We start from the raw sequence: 20,923 nt of genomic DNA, 5'->3' as shown, positions 1-20,923 counted from the left end.
CGGTCAGAGCGATCAGATCGCGTGGTTGTGTCCGGTCAGCCATCTGGGCGGGGAGCGTCCCGGTGATCAGCGGGTCAGGTGGACGGGGAGGTGTTTCAGGCCGTTCTGGAAGTTGGAGACGAGGCGGACGGGAGTGCCGGAGAGGGTGATCTTGAGGGGCAGGAGTTCGCGGTAGAAAGCGCGCATTTGGGTGCGGGCCAGGTGGGCGCCGAGGCAGAAGTGGGGGCCGAAGCCGAAGCTGACGTGGTCGTTCGGGGTGCGGGTGATGTCGAAGCGGTCCGGGCCCGGGAAGACGGCGGGGTCGCGGTTGGCGGACGCGTGGTAGACGACGACCTTCTCGCCGGCCTTGATGGGCCGGCCGGCGAGGGTGAGGTCGCGGGTGGCGGTGCGGCGGAAGTCCATGACCGGGGGCCAGAAGCGGAGGATCTCCTCGATGGCCGTGTCGAGGAGGGACGGGTCGTCCCGGAGGCGCTGGAACTCGGCGGGGTGGTCGAGGAGGCTGAGGAGGCCGCCGGGGATGCCGTTGCGGAGGGTCTCGTTCCCGGCGACGGCGAAGAGGAAGAACATGTTCTCGAACTCGGGGCGGGTGAGGCCGCCCGCGAGCATCCGGGACATGATGTCCTCGCCGGGGGAGCGGCGCTTCTCGTCCGCCAGGGCGTGCGCGTAGGCGAACATGTCGCGGAGGGCCGCCTGCGACCGGGGGTTCATCGGACGGCCGTCCGGACGGGTGAGAGTCGTGGGACGCTGGGTGACGGAATTCTTGCCCATCGGACTGAGGGCGTCGATGTCGGCGGTGGAGAGGCCCGCGTAGTCCGCGTCCTGGTAGCCGATGATGCGGGACGCCCAGTCGTAGAGCAGGCGCCGGTCGCTGTCCGGGATGCCCATGATGTGGGCGAGCGTCCAGACCGGGAGGTCGGCGGCCAGCTCGACGAAGTCGATCTCGCCGGAGGCGGAGGCGACCAGCGCGCGGGCCCGGGCGGTGATCGTCTCCTCCAGGGCGCGGACGGCCCGGGGCGTGAAGGCGGCGGCGACGATGCGGCGCGTGCGGGAGTGGTCGGGCGGGTCCTGGTTGAGCATCATCGCCCGGACGAACTCCAGGTCCTCGGGCGTGTCCGGGTCGCGGATCTGGGTGGCGCCGAGGTGGGACGAGAAGTCGGCGGCGTCGCGCAGCACGTGCTTGACGTCCGCGTGCCGGAACACCGCCCAGTAGCCCGGCCCGGACGGCCAGGGCCCGACGGCGGGCTCGGGGATGCGGCAGACCGGCGATTCCGCGCGAAGCCGGGCGAAGGTGTCGTAGGGGACGCCTTCGGCGTAGGTGGCGGGCAGGAAGACCTCCGCAAGCATGATCCCAGCGTGCATCATGACGGGGTGACGGTAGAAGAGGCGGAGAAGGTCCTGCGCGACAACTTCGCGCCGTGGGTGCTCGACCTCGGGCTGCGCGTCGAGGAGGTGGGGGAGCGCGCGGCGCGGCTGCGGCTGCCCTGGTCCGAGCGGCTGGCGCGGGAGGGCGGCGGGCTGTCCGGGCAGGCGCTGATGGCGGCGGCCGACACGGCGACGGTGATCGCGGTGTCCGGGGCGCGCGGGGGATTCGTCCCGATGACGACCGTCCAGCTGAACACCACGTTCCAGCGTCCGGTGAAGGACGCGGACGTGCTCGTGGACGTCCGGCTGACCAAGATCGGCCGCACGCTCGCGTTCGCCGACGTCACGATGACCGCGGACGGCCGCCCGGACGACCCCGTGGCGCACGCGACGACGGTTTACGCGATCCTGGACCGATGACCAAGCGCACCGAGACCGTCCGCGTGCCGGACGGCGAGTTCTCCCTGCACGTGTGGCTCCCGGAGAAGGGGAGCGGGCCCGGCGTCCTGCTCATCCAGGAGATCTTCGGCGTGGGCGACTACATGGCCGCCGTCGCGGACGATCTGACCGCCCTCGGCTACGTCGTGGCCGCGCCGGACATGTTCTGGCGGCTCGAACGAGACTGGTCGGTCGAGCACAGCGAGAGCATGATGGCCGAGGCGTCCGACAAGGTCTCCCGCTTCGACTGGACGAAGGGCGAGGACGACCTGGAGGCGGCGCTCGACAGGCTGCGCGAGCTGCCCGAAGTGTCCGGCGGCGTCGGGGCTGTCGGGTTCTGCTTCGGCGGGTCGCTGGCGTACCTGCTGGCGGCGCGGGCGTCCGAAAAGCTCGATGCGGTCGTGTCGTTCTACGGTTCGCGCGTACCGAACGACCTCGACCGCGCCGGGGACATCACCGTCCCGATCCAGTTCCACTTCGGCGGGTCCGACCCGTACATCCCCCGCGAGAAGGTCGCGGCCGTCGAGGAGGCACTGGCCGGACGCGACGACGTCGAGTTCCACGTCCAGGAGGACGGCGGGCACGCCTTCCACAACCGGACCTCCCCCCTGTTCCACCAGCCCGAACCCGCCGCCCGCGCCTGGGCGCTGACCGAGGACTTCCTCGCACGACGCCTCCCCGTCCGCTGAACCCGCCGCCGCCCCGGAGACAGCGGCGCGAAGGCTTCCGGGTCCGCTAAGCCGCCACTGTTTCGGGACGTCCCTGCGGCGGCTTCGCGTCTGCCAGGGACGCGGCCGTTGCGGGGACCGTGCCGCGACCGCTTTCCGTCCGCGGGACCGTGCCGCGATCGCTTTCCGTCCGCGGGAGGCGGGGCGGTTACGGGGACAGGGCTGTGGCGATCGCGGCCAGGTGGTCGTCGGATCCGGGCCGTCCGAGGAGCATCACGCCGAACGGACGGCCGTCCACCTGGCCGCGCGGGACGGCCACGGACGCCATGCCCAGCAGGTTCGTGGAGCTGGTGAACCGGCCGAGCCGCGCGTTCACGCCGACCGGATCGGCCGTGACCTCGTCCAGCGTGGGATGGAACGGCGCCGTCGGCAGCAGCAGGGCGTCGGCCTCGCCGAGCGCGATCATGGCCGCTTCGCGCAGCTCGGCGAGGCGCTCACGCTCGGTGAACAGGCGGTACGCGGGAATGTCGGAGGCGGCTGCCACGATGTCCGCGACGGTGGGGTCCAGGTCAGGAGAGCCGCGAACAACGAACGCGCCGACGGCCGCGTACCGCTCGGCGACGAACGCTCCTCCGTAGAGGAGGTCGCCGGCTTCGATGAAGGGAGAGACATCGACAGGCAGCAGATCGGTGTTCAGTGCACCCGCCGCCGACTCGTAGGCGTCGGCCCAGCCCGGGGCCAGTTCGCCTAGGTCACCGGTGGCGGCGGGTATCGCCACGCGCCACGGGCCCGGACGGCGCGGAGGAGGCGTGATCGGACGGTCCGCCAGGATGCCGAGCGCGCGATGGGCTTCTCGCAGCGTGCGCGCGAGGATGCTGACGCAGTCGAGGCTGCGGCACGCGGGTACGACGCCGTCCGTCGGGATCAGGCCGTAGGTCGGCTTGAAGCCGACGATGCCGTTGAACGCGGCGGGAACCCGTCCCGAACCGGCCGTGTCCGTGCCGAGCGCCAGGTCGGCGATGCCGAGCGCGACCGCGACAGCGGAGCCAGAACTCGACCCGCCCGACACGTACGCGGGATCGACGGCGTTCCGCACCGCGCCGTGCGGGCTGCGCGTCCCGACGAGTCCGGTCGCGAACTGGTCCATGTTCGTCGTGCCGAGGACGATCGCTCCGGCGTCTCGCAACCGCGCCACGGCAGGTGCGTCCTCACGTGCGACGTTCCCGTACGACGGACACCCCGCCGTCGTGCGCAACCCGGCCACGTCGAAGTTGCCCTTGACGGCCACGACCGTCCCCGCAAGCGGACGCCCCCGCGCTGCCGCTGCTTCCGCTTCGACCTCGTCCTGCGGGCGCAACTCGATCCAGATTTCGGGCCGATCGACCTCCGCAATTCGCGTATAAGCCTCTCGGACCCGCCTGACCGACATGCTTCCGTCTCGCACATCCGCTCACTACCCCGCTATTTCTTCGCCGCCACGTTTCCCCATCGCCCGCTGCTTGCGCGACAGCCTGCGCCCTCAGCACTGCTTTCGCTGCCTGAGGGGCGACCACAGGCTGCGCCTGGTGGCGCGGAGCTCTGGGGGCGTTCTTCACATGCGCCGGCTCAACGCGCGGGGATGGATGCCCTGGTCGTGCCTGCTGTGCGCAGCGTTCGAAGTCGGGCTTGCGGGGGCTGTTCCTGCGCTGGGGACGGTTCTGGTTGAGGCGTTGAGAACGCGTGTGAGGCGTGGATCAGGTGCATCAGGCGCATCAGGCGCAGTCCGGGGTTGGCGAGCGGGCTTACGGACGCTGGCCGCCGCGCTGGAGACGGCTTTTGGTCGGGGATTGCGGACGAATGTGAAAGCGGGGTCAGGCGCAGCCCTGGGCGGGCTGGGGGACTGGGATTCGGGGGCGGGGCGGCTTGGGGGAGGCCGGGGTGCGGAGGGTGGCGGGTGCGGTGGGGAAAGAAAGGCGGGCCAGATCACGGCGGGAGGAGATGCCCAGTTTCGGATAGGCCTTGTAGAGGTGGTACTCGACGGTGCGGGGGCTCAGGAAGAGCTGGGCGGCGATCTCCCGGCTGCTGGTGCCTTCGGCGGCCAGCTTGACGACCTGGAGTTCCTGGGGGGTCAGGCGGTCCAGGAGGGCGGCGGCGGCCGGGACGGCGGCGGTGGTGCCCTCGCCGGTGGCCCTTAGTTCGGTGCGGACGCGGTCGAGCCAGGGAGTGGCGCGGAGGCGTTCGAAGGACTCCAGGGCCGAGCGGAGGCGGTTGCGGGCGTCCGCGCGGCGGCGGTGGCGGCGCAGCCATTCGCCGTAGGCGAGTTCGGTGCGGGCCTTCTCGAAGGGGCGCAGGGCCTGGTCGTGGAAGTTCAGGGCCTGGACGAACGGGGGCTCGGAGTCGGTCAGGAGGGCCTCGTTGCGCAGGACGATCGCGCGGGCCCACGGCTGGCCGCCCGCGGTCGCCCAGCGGGTGAAGCGGGCCTGGGCCGTCGCGGCGAGGTCGGGCCGGTCGAGGCGGACGGCCGACTCGACCAGGTCGGCGGACGCGATCATGACGCCGGCCGAGTGCCGGTGGGGGCCGTGGAAGAGGTCCTCCAGGCGGTGGACGACGTCGTCGTGGCGTCCGCGGGCGAGGTCGAGGAGGGCGCGGGAGGCGTCCGTCAGGGCGGCGGCGGATCCGGCCGGGGTGCGGGACGGGACGGTCAGGTAGGACTCGTCGCCCTCGATCGCGGCCAGGCGCGTCAGGACGGCGGCCGTGCGGGTGCCGCCGTGCCAGAGGCCGGTGTCGCGGGCGAGGGCGAGGGCTTCGGTAGCCGAGGCTTCGGCGTCGGCGTGCAGGCCGAGGGCGATCTGGGCCTGGGCCAGCGCGTCCAGGATGTCCGGGAGGGAGCCGATCTGGCCGAGGCGGCGGGCTCGGGTGGCGGCGGCGGACGCGAGGTCGAGGGTCTGCTCGTCCGCGCCCAGGATGACGGCCGCCTGAACGGCGTCGGGGCCGCCTTCGCGCACGGCCCGCGCGAGGAGCGGAAGGCCGGTCTCGTAGTCCTCGATGGTGAGGGCGGCCAGGCCGGTGACGAACGGGTCGTCGGTGAGGCGGGACGCGGCGGCCTGCACGGACGCCGTGTCGCCGCTCGTCCACGCGTAGGCGGCGGCGGAGCGGAGCATGGCGTGGGTGTCGGACGGCGCGGACCGTTCGGCGTGGTCCAGCAGGAGCGTCGCGGCGGTACGTCCGTTGCCGCGTTCGACTTCCACGGTCGCGCGCACGCGCGCGAGGCGCGCCAGCAGGACGGGGTCGGACGTGAGCTCGGCGGCCTCCCGCGCGGTCTCCTCGGCGTGCTCGGGGCTTCCCGCGGTGAGGATCGCGTCGGCGGCGGCCGCGAGGCGCGCGGCCCGGGCGTCGTCGTCCGGGCTGAGGTCGGCGGCCTGGCGGTAGAGGCGCGCGACGACGCCGATGGCCGCCTTGCCGCGCGCGCGTTCGGCGGCGAGCTGGAGCTCGGCGGCGACGTCCTCGTCGGGGCCCATGGCCGCGGCGGCGCGGTGCCGGACGCGGCATTCGGGGTCGTCGGCGGCGTCCGCGAGCGCGCGGTGCACGGTGATGCGGCGGGCGGTCGGCGCGCCCTGGTAGGCGGCGGCGCGGATCAGCGGGTGCCGGAACGCGATGCCGGTGCCGGTCACCTCGACCATGCGCAGCCGTTCGGCCTCGGCCAGGTCGTCCAGGTCGAGGCCGAAGGACGCGGCGGCGCGGACGAGGCTCGGCAGGTGCCCGCGTCCTTCGGCAGCGGCGATCAGCAGCAGCTCGCGGGTGCGTTCGGGGAGCGCGGCGATCTGGGCGCGGAACGAGGCGAGGACGCGGTCGGCGACCGGCAGCATCCCCGGGAAGGACGGTGCGGCGGCGCCGAACTCCAGCAGGGCGAGCGGGTTGCCCGCCGCGTCGTGCAGAACCCGGTGGACGGCGTCCGCCGGCAGGTTCCGCTCTTCGAGCAGGCGCAGCGCGTCGCAGTTCTCGAGCCGTTTCAGTTCGATCTCGGGCAGGCCGGAGCCGATCAGGCCGTCGTCGCGGGCGGCGAGCAGCACGACCACGCCCTCGGCCGCGAGCCGCCGGACGGCGAACAGCAGCGCTTCGGCGCTCGCCGCGTCCAGCCACTGCGCGTCGTCCACGAGGCAGAGCACCGGGCCGTCCTCGGCGAGGTCGGCGAGGAGCGTCAGCAGGCCGAGCCCGGCGCCGAACCGGTCGCCGGAGCCGTCGGCGGCGTGTCCGAGTCCGAGCGCGGCGCGCAGCGCCTCCGCCTGCGCGGAGGGGAGCGCCTCCACCCGGTCGCGGACGGGCCAGAGCAGCTGGCTGAGCCCGCCGAAGGCGATGTTGCTCTCGGCCTCGTAACCGGTGACGCGTAGGACGCGCTCGTGCGCGCACGCGTCGGCGGCCCACTCCAGGAGCGCGGACTTGCCGATGCCGGCCTCGCCGCGCAGCAGCAGGACGCCGCTGCGCCCGTTGTCGCGCGCGTCGTCCAGCAACTCGGCGATTCGGTTCTGTTCGGTGTCACGCCCGTAAAGCACGGGTCCAACTTACGGGGGCAAGTACCGAAGTCTTACGGATTCGCCCCGTAGCCGCCGGCTCCTACCTTCGTGACCAGTGGCAAGACGCTGATCGCCAACAGGGAGTTGATCGGGATGAACGAGCTTTTCGAGCCGGTGAAGGTGGGCGCGCTGGAGCTGCCCAGCCGCCTGGTGATGGCCCCGATGACGCGGAGCCGGGCCGCGGACGCCGGGAAGGCGGGCGAGCTGGCGGCCGAGTACTACGCGCAGCGTGCCGAAGCCGGACTGATCATCACCGAGGGCACCCAGCCGAGCGTGCTGGGCCAGGGCTACGTGTTCACGCCCGGCCTGCACCACGACGACCAGGTGGCCGCGTGGCGGCGGGTGACGGACGCGGTGCACGCGAAGGGCGGACGGATCGTCGCGCAGCTCATGCACACGGGACGCGTCGGACATCCCTACCTCTACCCGGACGGCGCGCTGCCGCTCGGGCCGTCCCCGGTCGCGTCCGGCCAGAAGCTGTTCACGCCGGACCGGGGCATGCTGGAGCACCCCGTCCCGCGCGAGATGACCCTCGACGACATCGCGCTGACGATCAAGGAGTTCGCGGCCGCCGCGCGCAACGCGATCGCCGCCGGGTTCGACGGCGTGGAGCTGCACGGCGCGAACGGGTACCTGATCCAGCAGTTCATCGCGGACGGCAGCAACCACCGCACGGACGCCTACGGCGGCTCGATCGAGAACCGCAACCGCTTCGCCGTCGAGGTCGCGCGCGAGGTGAGCGACGCGATCGGCGCCGACCGCGTCGGGTTCCGCGTCTCGCCGGGGACGTCCCTCAACGGCGTCGAGGAGAGCGACCCGGTGGCGCAGTACGAGGCGCTGCTGCGGGAGCTGAACCCGCTCGGCCTCGCCTACCTGCACGTCATGGAGCTCGGCGACCGCGCCCTGACCCGCCGGCTGCGCGAGTTCTGGGACGGCACGCTCCTGCTGAACCCGCACCCGACGCCCGAGTCCTTCCCGGCCAAGCCCGAGTACGGCGTCGAGGCGCTCCGCGAAGGCGTCGCGGACGCGGTCGTGTTCGGCGAGCTCTGGCTCGCCAACCCGGACCTGCCCGCGCGCATCAAGGCGGGCGGCCCGTACAACGAGCCCGACCGCGCGACCTACTACGGCGGCGACCACCGCGGCTACACCGACTACCCGACCCTCGACTGAAACGGCCCGGGATCTTGGAGAACGACGAAGCCGTGCGTCGCGTTGTGGCGACGCACGGCTTCGTTAGTGCTCAGTGCCGGCGAAGGGCCGTCCGGCCCTCGCTCAGTAGCCGGGGTGGACGGCTCCGGCGAACACGCGCTTGTAGTAGCTGTTGAGCTTCACCTTGCGGACCGTCCGGCCCGAACCGGGCGCGTGGATCATGTAGCCGTTGCCGACGTAGATGCCCACGTGGGTGCGTCCGCTGTAGAAGAACAGCAGGTCGCCCGCGACGGCGCCCTTCCACGACACCTTGTAGTGGACGGCCCGGTAGATCTGCTGCGTCGTGCGCGGCAGCTTCACGCCCGCCTTGCGCCAGGCGCCGCCGGCGAGGCCGGAGCAGTCCCAGGAGCCGGGACCGGTGCCGCCGTAGCGGTACGGGTCGCCGATCTGCTTGTAGGCGTAGCGGACCGCGGTCCTCGCCCGGGCCTTCTGCCGGGCGGCGCGCTGCTTGGCGGTGAGGGACGCCAGGGCGCTCACGCTGGTGACCGGCGAGTTCGGGGCCGCGTGCGCGGGGGCCGCGACGAGGGCGGAACCGCCGAGGACGGCGATGGCGGCCGCGACGGCGGCGTGCTTCAGCGGCTTGGTGGTTCGGGGGGTATGCAGAACTGCTCCAGACCTCGCAGTGGGTGCCTGCCGGTGCGGCGTGTTCGTCCGCCGCTCGCGAAGGGGGGCGAGGGCGGGCCGCGATGCGGACCGGGCGGACCGGAGGGCGCTCCCGGGGGGAGCGGATCCGGGACGCCGTGGGCCGCGTCCGGCTCCGTGCCTCAGGGCTGCACGGACTCGGCGCGCGACGCGGGCGGTGCGGAGCGGGGTGTCCCCCGCCGCGTCGGGATGTTCTGTTGTCGGGCGGCGTCCGTGCCGCGTGATCGCCAGGAACGTAGCCAGAGTTCGCCTTTGCTGGCAAATCCCGGCCGTCGCCGGGCGTGTGCGAACGGTCGCACGAGTTCCGGTTCCCGGGGTTCTGCCTGCGCTTTTCCGAAGGCAATTGCGGCGTTGTGATCTGGATCACCGGGCCGCCGGCCGGGCGCTTTCGGGGCGTCCGGCCGGCGGACGACCGGTGACGCTCAGTAGCCGGGACGGACGGCGCCGGCGAACTCGCGCTTGTAGTAACCGGCCAGCCGCGCCTTGCGGACGGTCGTGCCGGAGTGCGGCGAGTGGATCATGTAGCCGTGCCCGATGTAGATCCCGACATGGGTCCGTCCGCTGTAGAAGAACACCAGGTCACCGGGTTGCAGATGGCTCCAGGAGACCTTGTGGGGGACGGCGCGGTAGATCGACTGGGTGGTGCGGGGCAGCCGCACCCCGGCCTTGCGCCAGGCGCCGACGACCAGGCCCGAGCAGTCCCAGGCGTGCGGGCCGTTGCCGCCCCAGCGGTACGGGTCGCCGATGTGCCGGTAGGCGAACCGGACCGCGACCGCGGCCCGCGAGCGCTGCTTCGCGGCCGTCGAGGCGCTGGTCACGGCGGTGGTGTCGGGCGCCGCCTCGGCCGGGGCCGTCGCCAGGACGACCGATCCGGCGGCGCAGAGCGCGCCGAGCGCGAGCGCTCCGCGGGCGCGCCGTCCCGGGGAACCGGACGGCCGTCCGGCGGGAGCGGCGGTGCGCCGGGTGGAGGGAGTCGGGCCTTGGGGGATTTCGAAGCCGTTCAGGGTAGCTCCAAACGTCACCGTTCACGCCTGACCGGCAGCCGAAGTGCGGGATTGGACAAAGGTCTCGGCTCGCGTCGATCCGGTACGCCCAAGAGGAATTCGGGCAGGGACGTCCGGATCCGGCTCCACGCCTCTGGACTGCGTGGACTCGGCGGACCGCCGTGTCCGGGCGCGACCTTCCCACGCTCCGGACCACTCCCCTCCGGATGGCGTCCGGGGGGGCGGCTGGCCATTGTTCGGGGCACCGGCGGCGGGCCGTCTCGGGCCGCGCCTCCGACCGCCGATCACCGTAACGGGGGGCCGCCGGTGCGGCAATGGTGGAAATTGCCGAAAGGCATTGTTGATCAAGATAAAGCCGATTACCGAGCGTTATCGATACCTGTCGAACGGCCCGACCGTTATGGTTCTGTGAACCGCGACACAATCGGGCGACACGCGGAGGAAGTGGCCGCCGGATGCCCCGGTGTCCGGTTCCGTGGACGCGCGAGAACGGCGTCCGCCCGGAAGGCGAACGCCGTTCTGTGCCCGCTTCGCCGCCTCCTGACGGCGCGTCCGGTGGCCCGATCCGGCCACGGGCGGTTGAGTGGACTTCGCGAGGTGTTCGTGAGGGGGTTCGCGAAGGAATCTCGCCAGGGGGAGTGCGGTCAGCCCCACGAGCCGGACGACGACTCGACGTAGGGGGCGTTCGGCGGCAGCGGCGAGCCGGGCGGGCCCGGACGCGGCGGCGCCGCCGCCTCCTGCCGGTCCCGGACGCACTTGGCGAGCGTGAACGTCGAGGTCGTCACGTACAGCATGCCGAGCGCGAGGAAGCCCCGCACCCACATGGGCGCGGGCAGGTACACGATCCCGATGGCCACCGCCGCCATCGAGACCATGAAAGAGATGATCGCCTGGATGAAGAACGCCGTCGTGCTCTTGAGCAGGAGCAGTCTGTCCATGCCGGTGAGTCTCGTCCGCGCCGGTCGGCCGCGCCTGAGTAGCCGAGCGGGCAACGCTACTCATCCCGCGGCCCGCGATGCCTAGGTAACCGCCCGCTTGCCGCTTGCCTGGCGCCTGCTCGCCGCCCGCTTGTCGCCTGTTTGCGGCGCATCGTCCGCCGTCGCCGGCTGGGGTGCGCGGTGCCGTATCCGGTCAGGCACGCCGGGTTGACGGGCGTCTCGTCCGCGCTTGTGATCGTGATCGGGAACCCTGGAGGGAGCCGCCGTGAAAGCCGCCATGGAAGCCGTGGGAGTCGCCTGGCGCGTCCGTGCCGCCGTGGTCGCGCTTGTCCTGGCCGGTTCGTCCGCCTTCGTGCCCGCCGGGTCGGCGGCGCACGCGGCAGAGCGAGCGCACGCGGCAGCGCGCGCGGGCGCGGCAGCGCGAGTGGGCGCGGCGGCGCGAGTGGGCGTCCCCAAGGCGCCGAAAGTCCCGGCGAACTTCATGTGGGGCGTCTCGACGTCCGGGTTCCAGTCGGAAGGCAGCTTCCCTGACAGCAACTGGACGCGGTACGTCGCGCGCAAAAGTCCCGGCGTCACCGATCCGTACAAGCAGTCGGTCGACTTCCGGCACCGCTACCCGGAAGACATCGCGCGCGCCCGCGCGCTGGGCGTGAACGTGTTTCGGACGTCCATCGAGTGGTCGAGGATCGAGCCGAGGCGCGGCCACCGCGATCCGGCCGCGCTCGCCTACTACGACGACCTCGTCCGCCGGATCCGCGCCGCCGGGATGCGTCCGATGCTCACCCTCGACCACTGGGTGTACCCCGGCTGGGTCGCCGACCAGGGCGGCTGGACGAATCCCCGGACGGTGAACGACTGGCTGGACGAGGCGCGCTTCGTCGTCCAGCGCTACCGCCGGATGGGCGTCCTCTGGATCACCTTCAACGAGGCCAGCCAGTACCTGTACCGCGAGTCCGTGGACGCGCCGCTCACCCTCGCGCAGGCGGACACGATGAAGGACGCCCTCGTCCGGACGCACCGCGCCGCCTACGACCTCATCCACCGCATCGACCCCGGCGCGATGGTGACCAGCAACATCGCCTACGGGACGATCCTGAACGGCATCATGGACGCCGTCCTGTTCAACCAGGTGACCGACAAGCTCGACTTCGTCGGCGTCGACTACTACTACGGCGCGAGCCTGACGAACCTGTCCGCCTCGAACGCGGCCTCGGGCGAGCCGTGGAAGGTGGATCCCGAACCGGACGGCCTCTACCACGTCCTGCGCAACTACCAGCGCCGCCTGCCGAAGCTTCCGCTGTACGTGGTGGAGAACGGCTTCGTCACCGACAACGGCAAGCCGCGCAAGGACGGCTACACGCGCGCGCAACACCTGCGCGACCACATCTACTGGATGCAGCGGGCGATCGGCGACGGCGTCAAGGTCATCGGCTACAACTACTGGAGCCTGACCGACAACTACGAGTGGGGCAGCTACCGGCCGCGCTTCGGCCTCTACACCGTGGACGCCCTGACCGACCCGGCACTGACGCGCCGTCCGACCGACGCCGTCCCGGCCTACCGGCGGATCATCGCCGAGCGCGGCGTCCCGTCCGGCTACGTGCCGGTGCGCAAGCCCGCCTGGTGCACGGTCGAGAACCTGCTGACCTGCCTGCTCCTGCCCGAGACTCCGCCCGCCCAGTAACCCGCCGCGCAGTAACCGTCCCGGCAACCCGTCGCCCGGTAACCCGTCGCCCAGGAGGCCATCGCCCAGGAGGCCGTCGCGCAGGAGCCCGTCGCCCAGGAGGCCGTCCCGGTAACCCGGCCGCCAGGAGGGCGCTCGGTGAGCCGCCGCGCGGCCGCGTGCCGCTCTAGGCTCGGTGGGTGAGCCCGGGCCGTCCGGGAGAGGGTGACCCGGGCGACGACCGGGCCGGTTCGAGACCGTAACCTAACCTGTGGGTAACATCACCCCGAACCAGATTCGGTCCCTGACGTAAGGTGCTGCTTATGGACCTGAACGGAGTATCCGCCGTCGTCTCCGGCGGTGCGAGCGGCCTCGGCGAGGCCACCGCGCGCGAGCTGGCCGCGAACGGCGTCAAGGTGGTCGTCGCGGACCTGAACGAGGACAAGGGCAAGGCCCTGGCCGACGAGCTGGGCGGCGTCTTCGTCAAGACGGACGTGTCCGACCCGGCGCAGGTCGAGACGGCCGTCCAGGCGGCCGTGGACACCGGCGCGCCGCTGCGGATCATCGTCAACTCCGCAGGCATCGGCTGGGCGGAGCGCACCGTCAACCGCGACGGCTCCCCGCACAGCCTGGAGACCTACACCAAGGTCATCCAGGTGAACCTGATCGGCACCTTCAACCTGATGCGGATCGGCGCGGCGGCGATCGCCAAGACCGAGCCCGCCGACGCGGACGGCCTGCGCGGCGTGGTCATCAACACCGCGTCCATCGCGGCGCTGGAGGGCCAGACCGGCCAGCTCGCCTACTCGGCGTCCAAGGGCGGCATCGTCGGCATGACGCTGCCCGCCGCCCGCGACCTCGCCGCGATCGGCGTCCGCGTCAACACCGTCTGCCCGGGGATCATCGACACCCCGATCTACGGCGAGGGCGAGGCCGCCGAGGCGTTCAAGGCCAAGCTGTACGCCCCGGTCCCGTTCCCGAAGCGGATGGGCAAGCCGAGCGAGTTCGCGCACCTGGTGCGCTCGCTCATCGAGAACGACTACATGAACGGCGAGACGGTCCGGTTCGACGGCGGCATCCGCTTCCAGCCCAAGTGAGGCCCTGAATGTCCGAAGCTGTACTGGTCGAGGAGGACGGGGCCGTCCTCGTCATCACCATCAACCGCCCGGAGGCCCGCAACGCGGTCAACGGCGCGGTGGCGCAGGGCATCGCGGCCGCCCTCGACACCCTCGACTCGCGCAAGGACCTGTCCATCGGCGTCCTCACCGGCGCGGGCGGCACGTTCTGCGCGGGCATGGACCTCAAGGGCTTCCTGACCGGGGACAACCCGACCGTGGAGGGCCGCGGTTTCGCCGGGATCGTGGAGCGGCCCCCGGCCAAGCCGCTGATCGCGGCGGTCGAGGGCTACGCCCTGGCGGGCGGCTGCGAGATCGCGCTGTCCTGCGACATGGTGGTGGCGGCCAGGGGCGCCTCGTTCGGGCTGCCCGAGCCGAAGCGCGGCCTGGTCGCGGCCGGCGGCGGGCTGCTGCGGCTGCCGCAGCGCATCCCGTTCCACATCGCCATGGAGATCGCGCTGACCGGCGACAAGTACCCCGCCGAGCGGATGGCGGAGCTCGGCTTCGTCAACCGGCTCGCCGAGGACGGCGGCGCGCTCGCCGCGGCCAAGGAGCTCGCGCTCAAGGTCGCCGAGAACGCCCCGCTGGCGCTCGCCGCCACCAAGAAGGTCATCGTCGAGTCCGCCGACTGGACGGCCGAGGAGGCGTGGCGCAAGCAGAGCGACATCGTGATCCCGGTGTTCGGCTCCAAGGACGCCCAGGAGGGTCCGGCCGCCTTCGCGGAGAAGCGCAAGCCGGTCTGGACGGGCGAGTGACCCGCGCCTGACGGAGCACGTCCGGAGAAGCCGGAAACCCGGAATTCCGGAGCACTCGGAACGCCCGGTGGCCACGCGGCCCCGGGCGTTCCGCCGTCCGCGACGCCTGTTGCCGGTGCGGACGCCTGTTGTCGGTGGGTTTGTCTTACTTCCCAGTAAGTCATCCCGTACGCTTTCCCGCATCCTGGTCGATCTTGTGAGTGGGGTCCCATGCGCTGGAACGCGGTTCTCAGTACGGCAGTCGCCACCGTCTGCGGCGCGTCGCTCGTCGTCGCCGCCTCCCCGGCCGCGTTCGCGGCGGGCTGGCGCAACGTCAACGGCGGCGCCGCCCTGAAGTACTCCGGCAGCCTCGACCGGGTGGACTTCGCGGGCAAGGACGTCGGCTGGGCCGTCGGCTCCAAGGGCGCCGCGCCGAAGCCGGGCAGCGTCCCGACGCCGAACCCGGTCATCCTCCGCTACACCGCCAAGGGCTGGGCCGCGCAGGCGAGCCCGGTCAAGTTCAGCCCGATGGACGTCGCCGTCGCGTCGGCGAGCAACGCCTGGGCCGTCGGGTACGGCGCGTGGATGACCCCGACCGCGATCCACTGGAACGGCAAGAAGTGGGTGAAGGTCGGCTACGGCGCGCCCGCGGTGCCGTTCCAGGTGTCCGCGGCGTCCGACGGGACGGCCTACTCGACCGCCGGGATCACCTACGCCGCCGGCGTGAGCGCCGTGCTGCGCTGGAACGGGTCGTCCTTCGTGGGCGCCAAGGTGCCGCTCCCGCAGTCCACCACGATCACGACCGTGGACGTCCGGAGCAGGAACGACGTCTGGCTCGCCGGGACGACCACCGCCGACGGACGCAAGATCACCGGGCTGGCGCTGCACTACGACGGGAAGTCCTGGAAGCGGATCAACGTGCCCGGCGAGTTCGGCGTGAACGCCTACCAGGCGATCATCTACCGGATCGTCGCGCTGTCCCCGACCAGCGTCTACGCGATCAAGGACGCGCAGGCGGCGCAGACGACCAACGCGCTGCTGCACTGGGACGGCAGGACCTGGAAGTCCTTCACCACCCCGCTCAACGCCGCCCCGCTCGGCATCGCGCCGGACGGCCGCGGCGGCGTGGTCGTCGTCCCGGCCGTCAACAACGGCAAGTCCCGCTACCTGCACTTCAACGGCAAGACCTGGACCACCCTGTACGGGCCCGCCCGCAAGGGCACCGTCCAGGTCACCGACCTCGACCAGCGGCCCGGCACCAAGGGCGTCGTCAGCGTCGGCCTGGCCAGCTCCGGCAGCACCCGCGCCCCGTTCGTCGAGCTCTACGGCTGACCCGGGTCCGCGGCCGGCCACGGGACGCCGGTCCAGCCTCCGGAGTCACACGACTCCACGGGCTGAACATCCTCTCAAGGGACTCACGGCCCGCGTTCAGGGTCCCTTCAGGTTCGCCTGGAACCCTCGGGGAACATTGGACTAGGGGGTTCTTCTCATTGGCTGAGCGGACGGTGACCATGGCCGGCAGGACGCCAGAGGCGGTCCTGCTGGTGGTCGAGGACGAGCCGAACATCCTCGAACTGCTGGCCGGGAGCCTGCGCTTCACCGGCTTCGAGGTCGTCACCGCGACCAACGGCGCGGACGCGGTGCAGGCCGCGCGGCGGCACCGCCCCGACCTGATCGTCCTGGACGTCATGCTCCCGGACATCGACGGCTTCGACGTGGCCCGGCGGCTGCGCTCCGGCGGCGACCACACGCCGGTGCTGTTCCTGACCGCGCGCGACGCCGTCCAGGACCGCATCAAGGGCCTCACGATCGGCGGCGACGACTACGTCACCAAGCCGTTCAGCCTGGAGGAGGTCATCGCCCGCATCCGCGCCGTGCTGCGCCGGTTCCGCGGCGGCGTCTCCGAGCCCCCGCCCCGCCTCGTGTTCGCCGACATCGAGCTGGACGAGGACACCCACGAGGTCTGGCGCGGCGGCAAGGTCATCCAGCTCTCGCCGACCGAGTTCAAGCTGCTGCGCTACTTCATGGCCAACGCGGGCCGCGTGCTGTCCAAGGCGCAGATCCTCGACCACGTGTGGAACTACGACTTCCGCGGCGACGCCGGGATCGTCGAGTCCTACGTGTCGGCCCTGCGGCGCAAGGTCGACAACGTCGAGCCCCGCCTCATCCACACCCTGCGCGGCGTCGGCTACGTCCTGCGCGAGCCTCCCGACCAGGGCTGATGAGCGCGTCCGGCCACGCCTCGGCTCCAGGGGGACCCGACCGTGACGGCGCGCCGCCGCACGCACCCGTCCGCCCGCCGTCCGGCCAGGAGCACGCGCCTCCGGCCGGCCCGGCGCCCCTCGGCGCACCCTCCGGCCCCGCTCCGACCGGCCCGTCCTCGTCCGGCCCGTCCTCCAGCGGTCCGACTTCGAACGGCCCCGCTTCGAGCGGCACGACTTCCGCCGGCCCGTCTGCGACCGGCCCGTCTGCGACCGGTCCGTCTTCGACCGGTCCGTCTTCGACCGGCGCGGCCTCCGCCGGCGCGGCCTCATCCGGCGCGGCTTCGACCGGTGCGGGGGCGGTCGGGGCGGTGTTGCTCGGTTCCGGGCCGGGGTTCGAGGCGTCCGGGCTGGTCGGCTCGGTGTCCGGGGGGAGTGGCGCGCACGCGTCCCCGATGGGCGGATTCCCCGCGGGTGCGCCGCCGGTGGCCGGCGGGCCTCCGGGCGGACGGCCTCCAGGCGGTCCCGCCGCGGGTGAGGGCTTCCCCGCGAAGGTCAGGCGGACGTACCAGCGCGTGCCGCTGCGCGTGAAGCTGATCGTCGGGATGCTCGTCCTGGTGACGCTCGGGCTGACCGTGATGGGCGCGGCCGGCAGCGCCGCGCTGCGCGGCTACATGATCCAGCAGGCGGACCTCCAGCTCCGGAGCACGGTCGCGAAGGTGCACGCCGCGCTCGGCGGCGGGCACGCCGGCTTCGTGCGCGTCCCGGACATCATGTACGTCCAGATCTGGTCGGACCCGTCGGAGGGGCGGGTCCCCGTCAACGACAATCCCGGCCCCGGCGTCGATCCCCGGACCATGCCGAGGTTCAGCCGCCACGAGGCGCTGCGCCGGGTGGGCGAGATCACCACCCTGCGCGGCGCGGACAAGCGCACCCAGTGGCGCGTGATGGTCGTCGGCGAGCCGAACGGCGACATCGTCGTCGTCGGCCGGAACCTGAAGGACGTCAAGGACACCGTCCGGCAGCTCGTCACGATCGACATCACCGTCGGCATCCTCGTCGTCGGCGGGCTGGGCGCGCTCGCCGCGCTGGTCGTGACGGCGAGCCTGCGCCCGCTGCGGACGATGGAGGCGACCGCCGAGGCGATCGCGCGCGGCGACCTGTCCCGCCGCGTCCCGGACGCCGACCCGGCCACCGAGGTCGGACGGCTCGGCGCGTCCTTCAACTCTATGCTCAGCCAGATCGAGGCGGCGTTCGGCGCGCAGGCGCGCTCGGAGGCGGCGGCGCGGCGTTCGGAGGAGGCCGCGCGGCACTCCGAGGAGAACGCGCTCCGCTCGGAGGAGCGCATGCGGCGGTTCGTCGCGGACGCCTCGCACGAACTGCGCACGCCGCTGACCGCGATCCGCGGGTTCGCCGAGTTCTACCGGCAGGGCGCCGCCCGGACGCCGGAGGAGCTCGACCGGCTCATCGGACGCATCGAGGAGACCGCGGCGCGCATGGGACTCCTCGTCGAGGACCTGCTCCTGCTCGCCCGGCTCGACCGGCAGCGTCCGGTCGAGCGGCGCCCGGTGGACCTGCTCGCCGTCGCCGCCGACGCCGTCCAGGAGGCCCGCGTCGTCGCGCCGGACCGTCCGATCGACCTGGACGTGGACGGCAGCGTCGCCTACCAGATCCGCGGCGACGAGCCGCGGCTGCGGCAGGTGCTCGGCAACCTGCTGACCAACGCGATCGTCCACACGCCGGACGGCTCGGCGATCGAGGTGCGGCTGCGTCCGGGCACGCTGAAGGGCGCCCCGGCGGCGGTCTGCGAGGTCGCCGACCACGGGCCGGGACTGAGCCCCGAGCACGCCGAGCGGGTCTTCGAACGCTTCTACCGGGCCGACAAGGCGCGCAGCCGGGAGGACGGCGGGACGGGACTCGGCCTCGCCATCGTCGCCGCGCTCGTCGCCGCGCACGAGGGCCGCGTCGAGGTGGACGCGGGCACCGGCTCCGGCGCGACGTTCCGCGTCATCCTCCCGCTCGACACCGACTGACCGCCGCGAGCAGCTTCACCGCCCCCGACCGCCGCGAGCAGCCTTTACCGCACCCGACCGGTCGCATGCGGTCACGAGACCGTCCATATTCAGAAGACTTTCAGGCTCAGTGCAGGCCCGTCTCAGACCCGTCGCCCATTCTGAAACAGACGGAACGACAGGGGGGTCACCGGATGAGCAACCACCAGCAGGACTCCACTCCTCGCCAGGACGGACCGGACGCCGCGCGGCGGCCGGACGCTCACCGGACCCCGGTCGAACCTCCCCAGACGGCACGGCGGAACCCCGAACCGCCGGTTGCCGAAACAGGGTCGTCCGGACCCGCCGAGCCGTCCCCGTGGCAAGGCATTCCGGACGCGCCCACCTCGGTCCGGGACGGCTTGATCCCCGTCGAGCCGTCCCGGACCGGACCGGCCCCCGTCCTGTCCCCGCAGGCGGGGCCGGTCCCGGGCGGCGACCCCGCCCCGCACGCACCTGAGGCCCCGCACGCTTTCGCGGCTCCGCACGCCTCCGAGATGACTTCGCACGCCTCGCCGGCTCCGCACACTTCCGCGGTTCCGTACGTTTCCGAGACGACTGCGCACGCTTCCGAGACGTCTTCGCACACGCCGCACGTTTTCGCGGCTCCGGACGGGCCGAGGTTCGGGCCCGTCTCCGCGGCGTCCACCGCTCCGCCGGCCGGAGTGCCCGGTGGACCAGGGATCGCCGGAACGCCCGGCGGCGGCCACGGTGCAGGCTGGTTCCCGCCGGGCGGTCCGGTCCCCTTCGCGAGCGCGGTCCCGCCGCAGGGTCCGCGCGGCTCCCGGGCCTGGTCGATGCGGCGCAAGCTCGCCCTGCTCGGCGCCGCCGCGGCCCTCGCGCTCGGCGCGGGCGGCGTCGGCGCGGCCGTGACGCTCGGAGTGACCGGCGGGTCCGACTCGTCCGGCAGCCCGGCGGCGGTCGCCGGGGTCTCCACCAAGGGGGACGCCACGACCGCGCAGGTCGCCAAGGCCGTCCAGCCGTCGGTGGTGTCGGTCCAGACGGTCGCCACCTCCGGTGAGGGCACCGGGTCCGGGATCATCCTGCGCGCCGACGGCACGATCATGACGAACGCGCACGTGGTGTCCGGGGCGCGCCAGGTGACGGTGAAGTTCAGCGACGGCAGGACGGCCCCGGCCAAGATCCTCGGCGTGGACCGGCAGCACGACATCGCGGTGATCCAGGCGCAGGGCGCGTCCGGGCTGCGTCCGGCCGTGCTCGGCAACAGCTCCAAGCTCGCGGTCGGCGACCCGGTGCTCGCCGTCGGCAGCCCGCTCGGCCTGGACGGCTCGGTCACCTCCGGCATCGTGTCGGCGCTCGGCCGCAGCATCCAGGAGGGCGGCGGCGACGGCGGTGACGGCGGTGACGGCGGCGACCAGCAGGACCTGCCGCCGTTCATGCAGGGCCGGTTCACCCAGCAGCAGAGCACGGTGATCAAGAACGCGATCCAGACCGACGCGGCCATCAACCCGGGCAACTCGGGCGGCGCGCTGGTCAACGGCGCGGGCCAGGTCATCGGCGTCAACACGGCCATCGCCACCTCCGGCGACGGCTCCGGCAGCATCGGGGTCGGGTTCGCGATCCCCGTCAACGACGCCCGGAAGGCGGTCAACCGGATCCTCACCACCGGCTCGATCTGAGCCGGCGCGAGACTCACCACGGGACGGCGTCCGGACCAGGGCTCTGGGGGGAGCGGGCGGACGAACGCCGCCCCGGCGGTGAACCGGGCGCCAGGGATCCCCGTCCCCGGCGTCCCGGTGGGAAGAAGCGTGGCCGCGCGGACTTGAGGGAGTCCGCGCGGCCACGCGCACGTCCAAGTCCAAGCGGCCACGCGCACGTCCAAGTCCAAGCGCACGCGCGGGGAGGGAAATAGGCGCGACATGATCCGGGTGGGGCGGGGATAATCAGCACATGCCCGGCATCATCAACGTCCGCGACTCGGTCTTCATCCCGGAGACCGAGCTGACCTGGCGCTTCTCGCGGTCGTCCGGACCCGGCGGGCAGCACGTGAACACCAGCGCGACCGCCGCCGAGCTCTCCTTCGACGTGGCGAACTCGCCGTCCCTGCCCGAGCCGCTGCGCGAGCGCGCGCTGGCTCGCCTCTCCGGACGCCTCGTGAACGGCGTCCTGTCGATCCGCGCCGAGGAGTACCGGTCGCAGGTCCGCAACCGCGAGGCCGCCAAGACGCGACTCGCGGCCGTCCTGTCGGACGCGATCGCGCCACCGCCGAAGAAGCGCATCCCGAAGAAGGTCCCGCGCGGCATCAACGAGCGGCGCCTGGAGAACAAGCGCCGCCGTTCCGACGTCAAGCGCGGCCGTTCGGCCCGCTGGGGCTGACCGCCCGCCCG

General features: G+C 72.5%; 17 protein-coding genes. 11 read left to right on the top strand and 6 right to left on the bottom strand.

Translation table 11 applies throughout. The features are described from left to right. Window positions 1-66 precede the first annotated feature (66 nt). A complete protein-coding gene (locus ACFPCY_RS36770) occupies window positions 67-1,344 on the bottom strand; it encodes a cytochrome P450 (protein ID WP_378263286.1) in 1,278 nt (425 codons plus the stop codon). A gap of 24 nt (window positions 1,345-1,368) precedes the next feature. Between ACFPCY_RS36770 and ACFPCY_RS36765 the strand changes: the two genes are divergently transcribed. Together ACFPCY_RS36765 and ACFPCY_RS36760 are read left to right on the top strand one after the other, a co-directional pair. Continuing rightward, complete coding sequence (locus tag ACFPCY_RS36765; RefSeq protein WP_378263284.1) at window positions 1,369-1,782, top strand: PaaI family thioesterase; 414 nt, start codon at window positions 1,369-1,371, stop codon at window positions 1,780-1,782. Then, window positions 1,779-2,489, top strand: a complete 711-nt coding sequence (locus tag ACFPCY_RS36760) for a dienelactone hydrolase family protein (RefSeq protein ID WP_378263282.1) — start codon at window positions 1,779-1,781, stop codon at window positions 2,487-2,489. The genes ACFPCY_RS36765 and ACFPCY_RS36760 overlap by 4 nt, the downstream gene beginning before the upstream one ends. Before the next feature lie 187 nt (window positions 2,490-2,676). Here the strand turns inward: ACFPCY_RS36760 and ACFPCY_RS36755 are convergent, their stop codons facing one another. Further along, entirely contained in the window at window positions 2,677-3,897 is a 1,221-nt protein-coding gene (locus tag ACFPCY_RS36755; protein ID WP_378263280.1) for an allophanate hydrolase, read from the bottom strand. Between the two features lie 421 nt (window positions 3,898-4,318). Beyond that, entirely contained in the window at window positions 4,319-6,997 is a 2,679-nt protein-coding gene (locus tag ACFPCY_RS36750) for a helix-turn-helix transcriptional regulator (protein WP_378263277.1), read from the bottom strand. A 114-nt stretch (window positions 6,998-7,111) separates the two neighbouring features. Here ACFPCY_RS36750 and ACFPCY_RS36745 point away from each other — a divergent pair, with 114 nt between their 5' ends. Continuing rightward, window positions 7,112-8,188 carry an alkene reductase gene (locus ACFPCY_RS36745; RefSeq protein ID WP_378263610.1) on the top strand — a complete coding sequence of 359 codons (1,077 nt, stop codon included), beginning with the start codon at window positions 7,112-7,114 and terminating at the stop codon, window positions 8,186-8,188. Window positions 8,189-8,290: 102 nt separating this feature from the next. Here the strand turns inward: ACFPCY_RS36745 and ACFPCY_RS36740 are convergent, their stop codons facing one another. The 3 genes from ACFPCY_RS36740 to ACFPCY_RS36730 form a co-directional block, all read right to left on the bottom strand. Continuing rightward, complete coding sequence (locus ACFPCY_RS36740; protein ID WP_378263275.1) at window positions 8,291-8,704, bottom strand: C40 family peptidase; 414 nt, start codon at window positions 8,702-8,704, stop codon at window positions 8,291-8,293. A 587-nt stretch (window positions 8,705-9,291) separates the two neighbouring features. Beyond that, entirely contained in the window at window positions 9,292-9,891 is a 600-nt protein-coding gene (locus ACFPCY_RS36735) for a C40 family peptidase (protein WP_378263273.1), read from the bottom strand. Window positions 9,892-10,517: 626 nt separating this feature from the next. Beyond that, window positions 10,518-10,811 (bottom strand): YiaA/YiaB family inner membrane protein, encoded by a 294-nt coding sequence (locus tag ACFPCY_RS36730; protein WP_378263271.1) that lies wholly within the window; start codon window positions 10,809-10,811, stop codon window positions 10,518-10,520. 265 nt (window positions 10,812-11,076) lie between these two features. On the opposite strand from ACFPCY_RS36730, the gene ACFPCY_RS36725 reads away from it, so the two are divergent. From ACFPCY_RS36725 to arfB, 8 genes are all read left to right on the top strand, one after another. Next, a complete protein-coding gene (locus ACFPCY_RS36725; RefSeq protein WP_378263269.1) occupies window positions 11,077-12,495 on the top strand; it encodes a glycoside hydrolase family 1 protein in 1,419 nt (472 codons plus the stop codon). Window positions 12,496-12,797: 302 nt separating this feature from the next. Continuing rightward, entirely contained in the window at window positions 12,798-13,571 is a 774-nt protein-coding gene (locus ACFPCY_RS36720) for an SDR family oxidoreductase (RefSeq protein ID WP_378263267.1), read from the top strand. 8 nt (window positions 13,572-13,579) lie between these two features. Further along, on the top strand, window positions 13,580-14,344 hold the full coding sequence (locus tag ACFPCY_RS36715) for a crotonase/enoyl-CoA hydratase family protein (RefSeq protein WP_378263265.1): 765 nt from the start codon (window positions 13,580-13,582) through the stop codon (window positions 14,342-14,344). Window positions 14,345-14,554: 210 nt separating this feature from the next. Beyond that, window positions 14,555-15,655 (top strand): hypothetical protein, encoded by a 1,101-nt coding sequence (locus tag ACFPCY_RS36710; protein ID WP_378263263.1) that lies wholly within the window; start codon window positions 14,555-14,557, stop codon window positions 15,653-15,655. A gap of 179 nt (window positions 15,656-15,834) precedes the next feature. Next, window positions 15,835-16,545 carry a response regulator transcription factor gene (locus ACFPCY_RS36705; RefSeq protein ID WP_253883801.1) on the top strand — a complete coding sequence of 237 codons (711 nt, stop codon included), beginning with the start codon at window positions 15,835-15,837 and terminating at the stop codon, window positions 16,543-16,545. A 350-nt stretch (window positions 16,546-16,895) separates the two neighbouring features. Continuing rightward, a complete protein-coding gene (locus ACFPCY_RS36700; RefSeq protein WP_378263260.1) occupies window positions 16,896-18,557 on the top strand; it encodes a sensor histidine kinase in 1,662 nt (553 codons plus the stop codon). Between the two features lie 815 nt (window positions 18,558-19,372). Then, window positions 19,373-20,215 carry a S1C family serine protease gene (locus tag ACFPCY_RS36695; RefSeq protein WP_378263258.1) on the top strand — a complete coding sequence of 281 codons (843 nt, stop codon included), beginning with the start codon at window positions 19,373-19,375 and terminating at the stop codon, window positions 20,213-20,215. Window positions 20,216-20,486: 271 nt separating this feature from the next. Next, window positions 20,487-20,912: an alternative ribosome rescue aminoacyl-tRNA hydrolase ArfB gene (gene arfB / locus ACFPCY_RS36690; protein WP_378263256.1), complete on the top strand. Its 426-nt coding sequence runs from the start codon at window positions 20,487-20,489 to the stop codon at window positions 20,910-20,912. The last annotated feature ends 11 nt before the right edge of the window (window positions 20,913-20,923 follow it).

The organism is Actinomadura gamaensis (genome assembly GCF_042652125.1).
Taxonomy (GTDB): domain Bacteria; phylum Actinomycetota; class Actinomycetes; order Streptosporangiales; family Streptosporangiaceae; genus Spirillospora; species Spirillospora gamaensis.
Note: the sequence above shows the minus strand (reverse complement) of the source record. Positions and strands in the feature narration are given on the sequence as shown.

Coding starts and splice junctions, on each gene's coding strand:
- ACFPCY_RS36710 (WP_378263263.1), top strand. CDS start 14,555: ATGCGCTGGAACGCGGTTCTCAGTACGGCAGTCGCCACCGTCTGCGGC.
- ACFPCY_RS36720 (WP_378263267.1), top strand. CDS start 12,798: ATGGACCTGAACGGAGTATCCGCCGTCGTCTCCGGCGGTGCGAGCGGC.
- ACFPCY_RS36745 (WP_378263610.1), top strand. CDS start 7,112: ATGAACGAGCTTTTCGAGCCGGTGAAGGTGGGCGCGCTGGAGCTGCCC.
- ACFPCY_RS36705 (WP_253883801.1), top strand. CDS start 15,835: ATGGCCGGCAGGACGCCAGAGGCGGTCCTGCTGGTGGTCGAGGACGAG.
- ACFPCY_RS36770 (WP_378263286.1), bottom strand. CDS start 1,344: ATGCTTGCGGAGGTCTTCCTGCCCGCCACCTACGCCGAAGGCGTCCCC.
- ACFPCY_RS36755 (WP_378263280.1), bottom strand. CDS start 3,897: ATGTCGGTCAGGCGGGTCCGAGAGGCTTATACGCGAATTGCGGAGGTC.
- ACFPCY_RS36730 (WP_378263271.1), bottom strand. CDS start 10,811: ATGGACAGACTGCTCCTGCTCAAGAGCACGACGGCGTTCTTCATCCAG.
- ACFPCY_RS36695 (WP_378263258.1), top strand. CDS start 19,373: ATGCGGCGCAAGCTCGCCCTGCTCGGCGCCGCCGCGGCCCTCGCGCTC.
- ACFPCY_RS36760 (WP_378263282.1), top strand. CDS start 1,779: ATGACCAAGCGCACCGAGACCGTCCGCGTGCCGGACGGCGAGTTCTCC.
- arfB (WP_378263256.1), top strand. CDS start 20,487: ATGCCCGGCATCATCAACGTCCGCGACTCGGTCTTCATCCCGGAGACC.
- ACFPCY_RS36715 (WP_378263265.1), top strand. CDS start 13,580: ATGTCCGAAGCTGTACTGGTCGAGGAGGACGGGGCCGTCCTCGTCATC.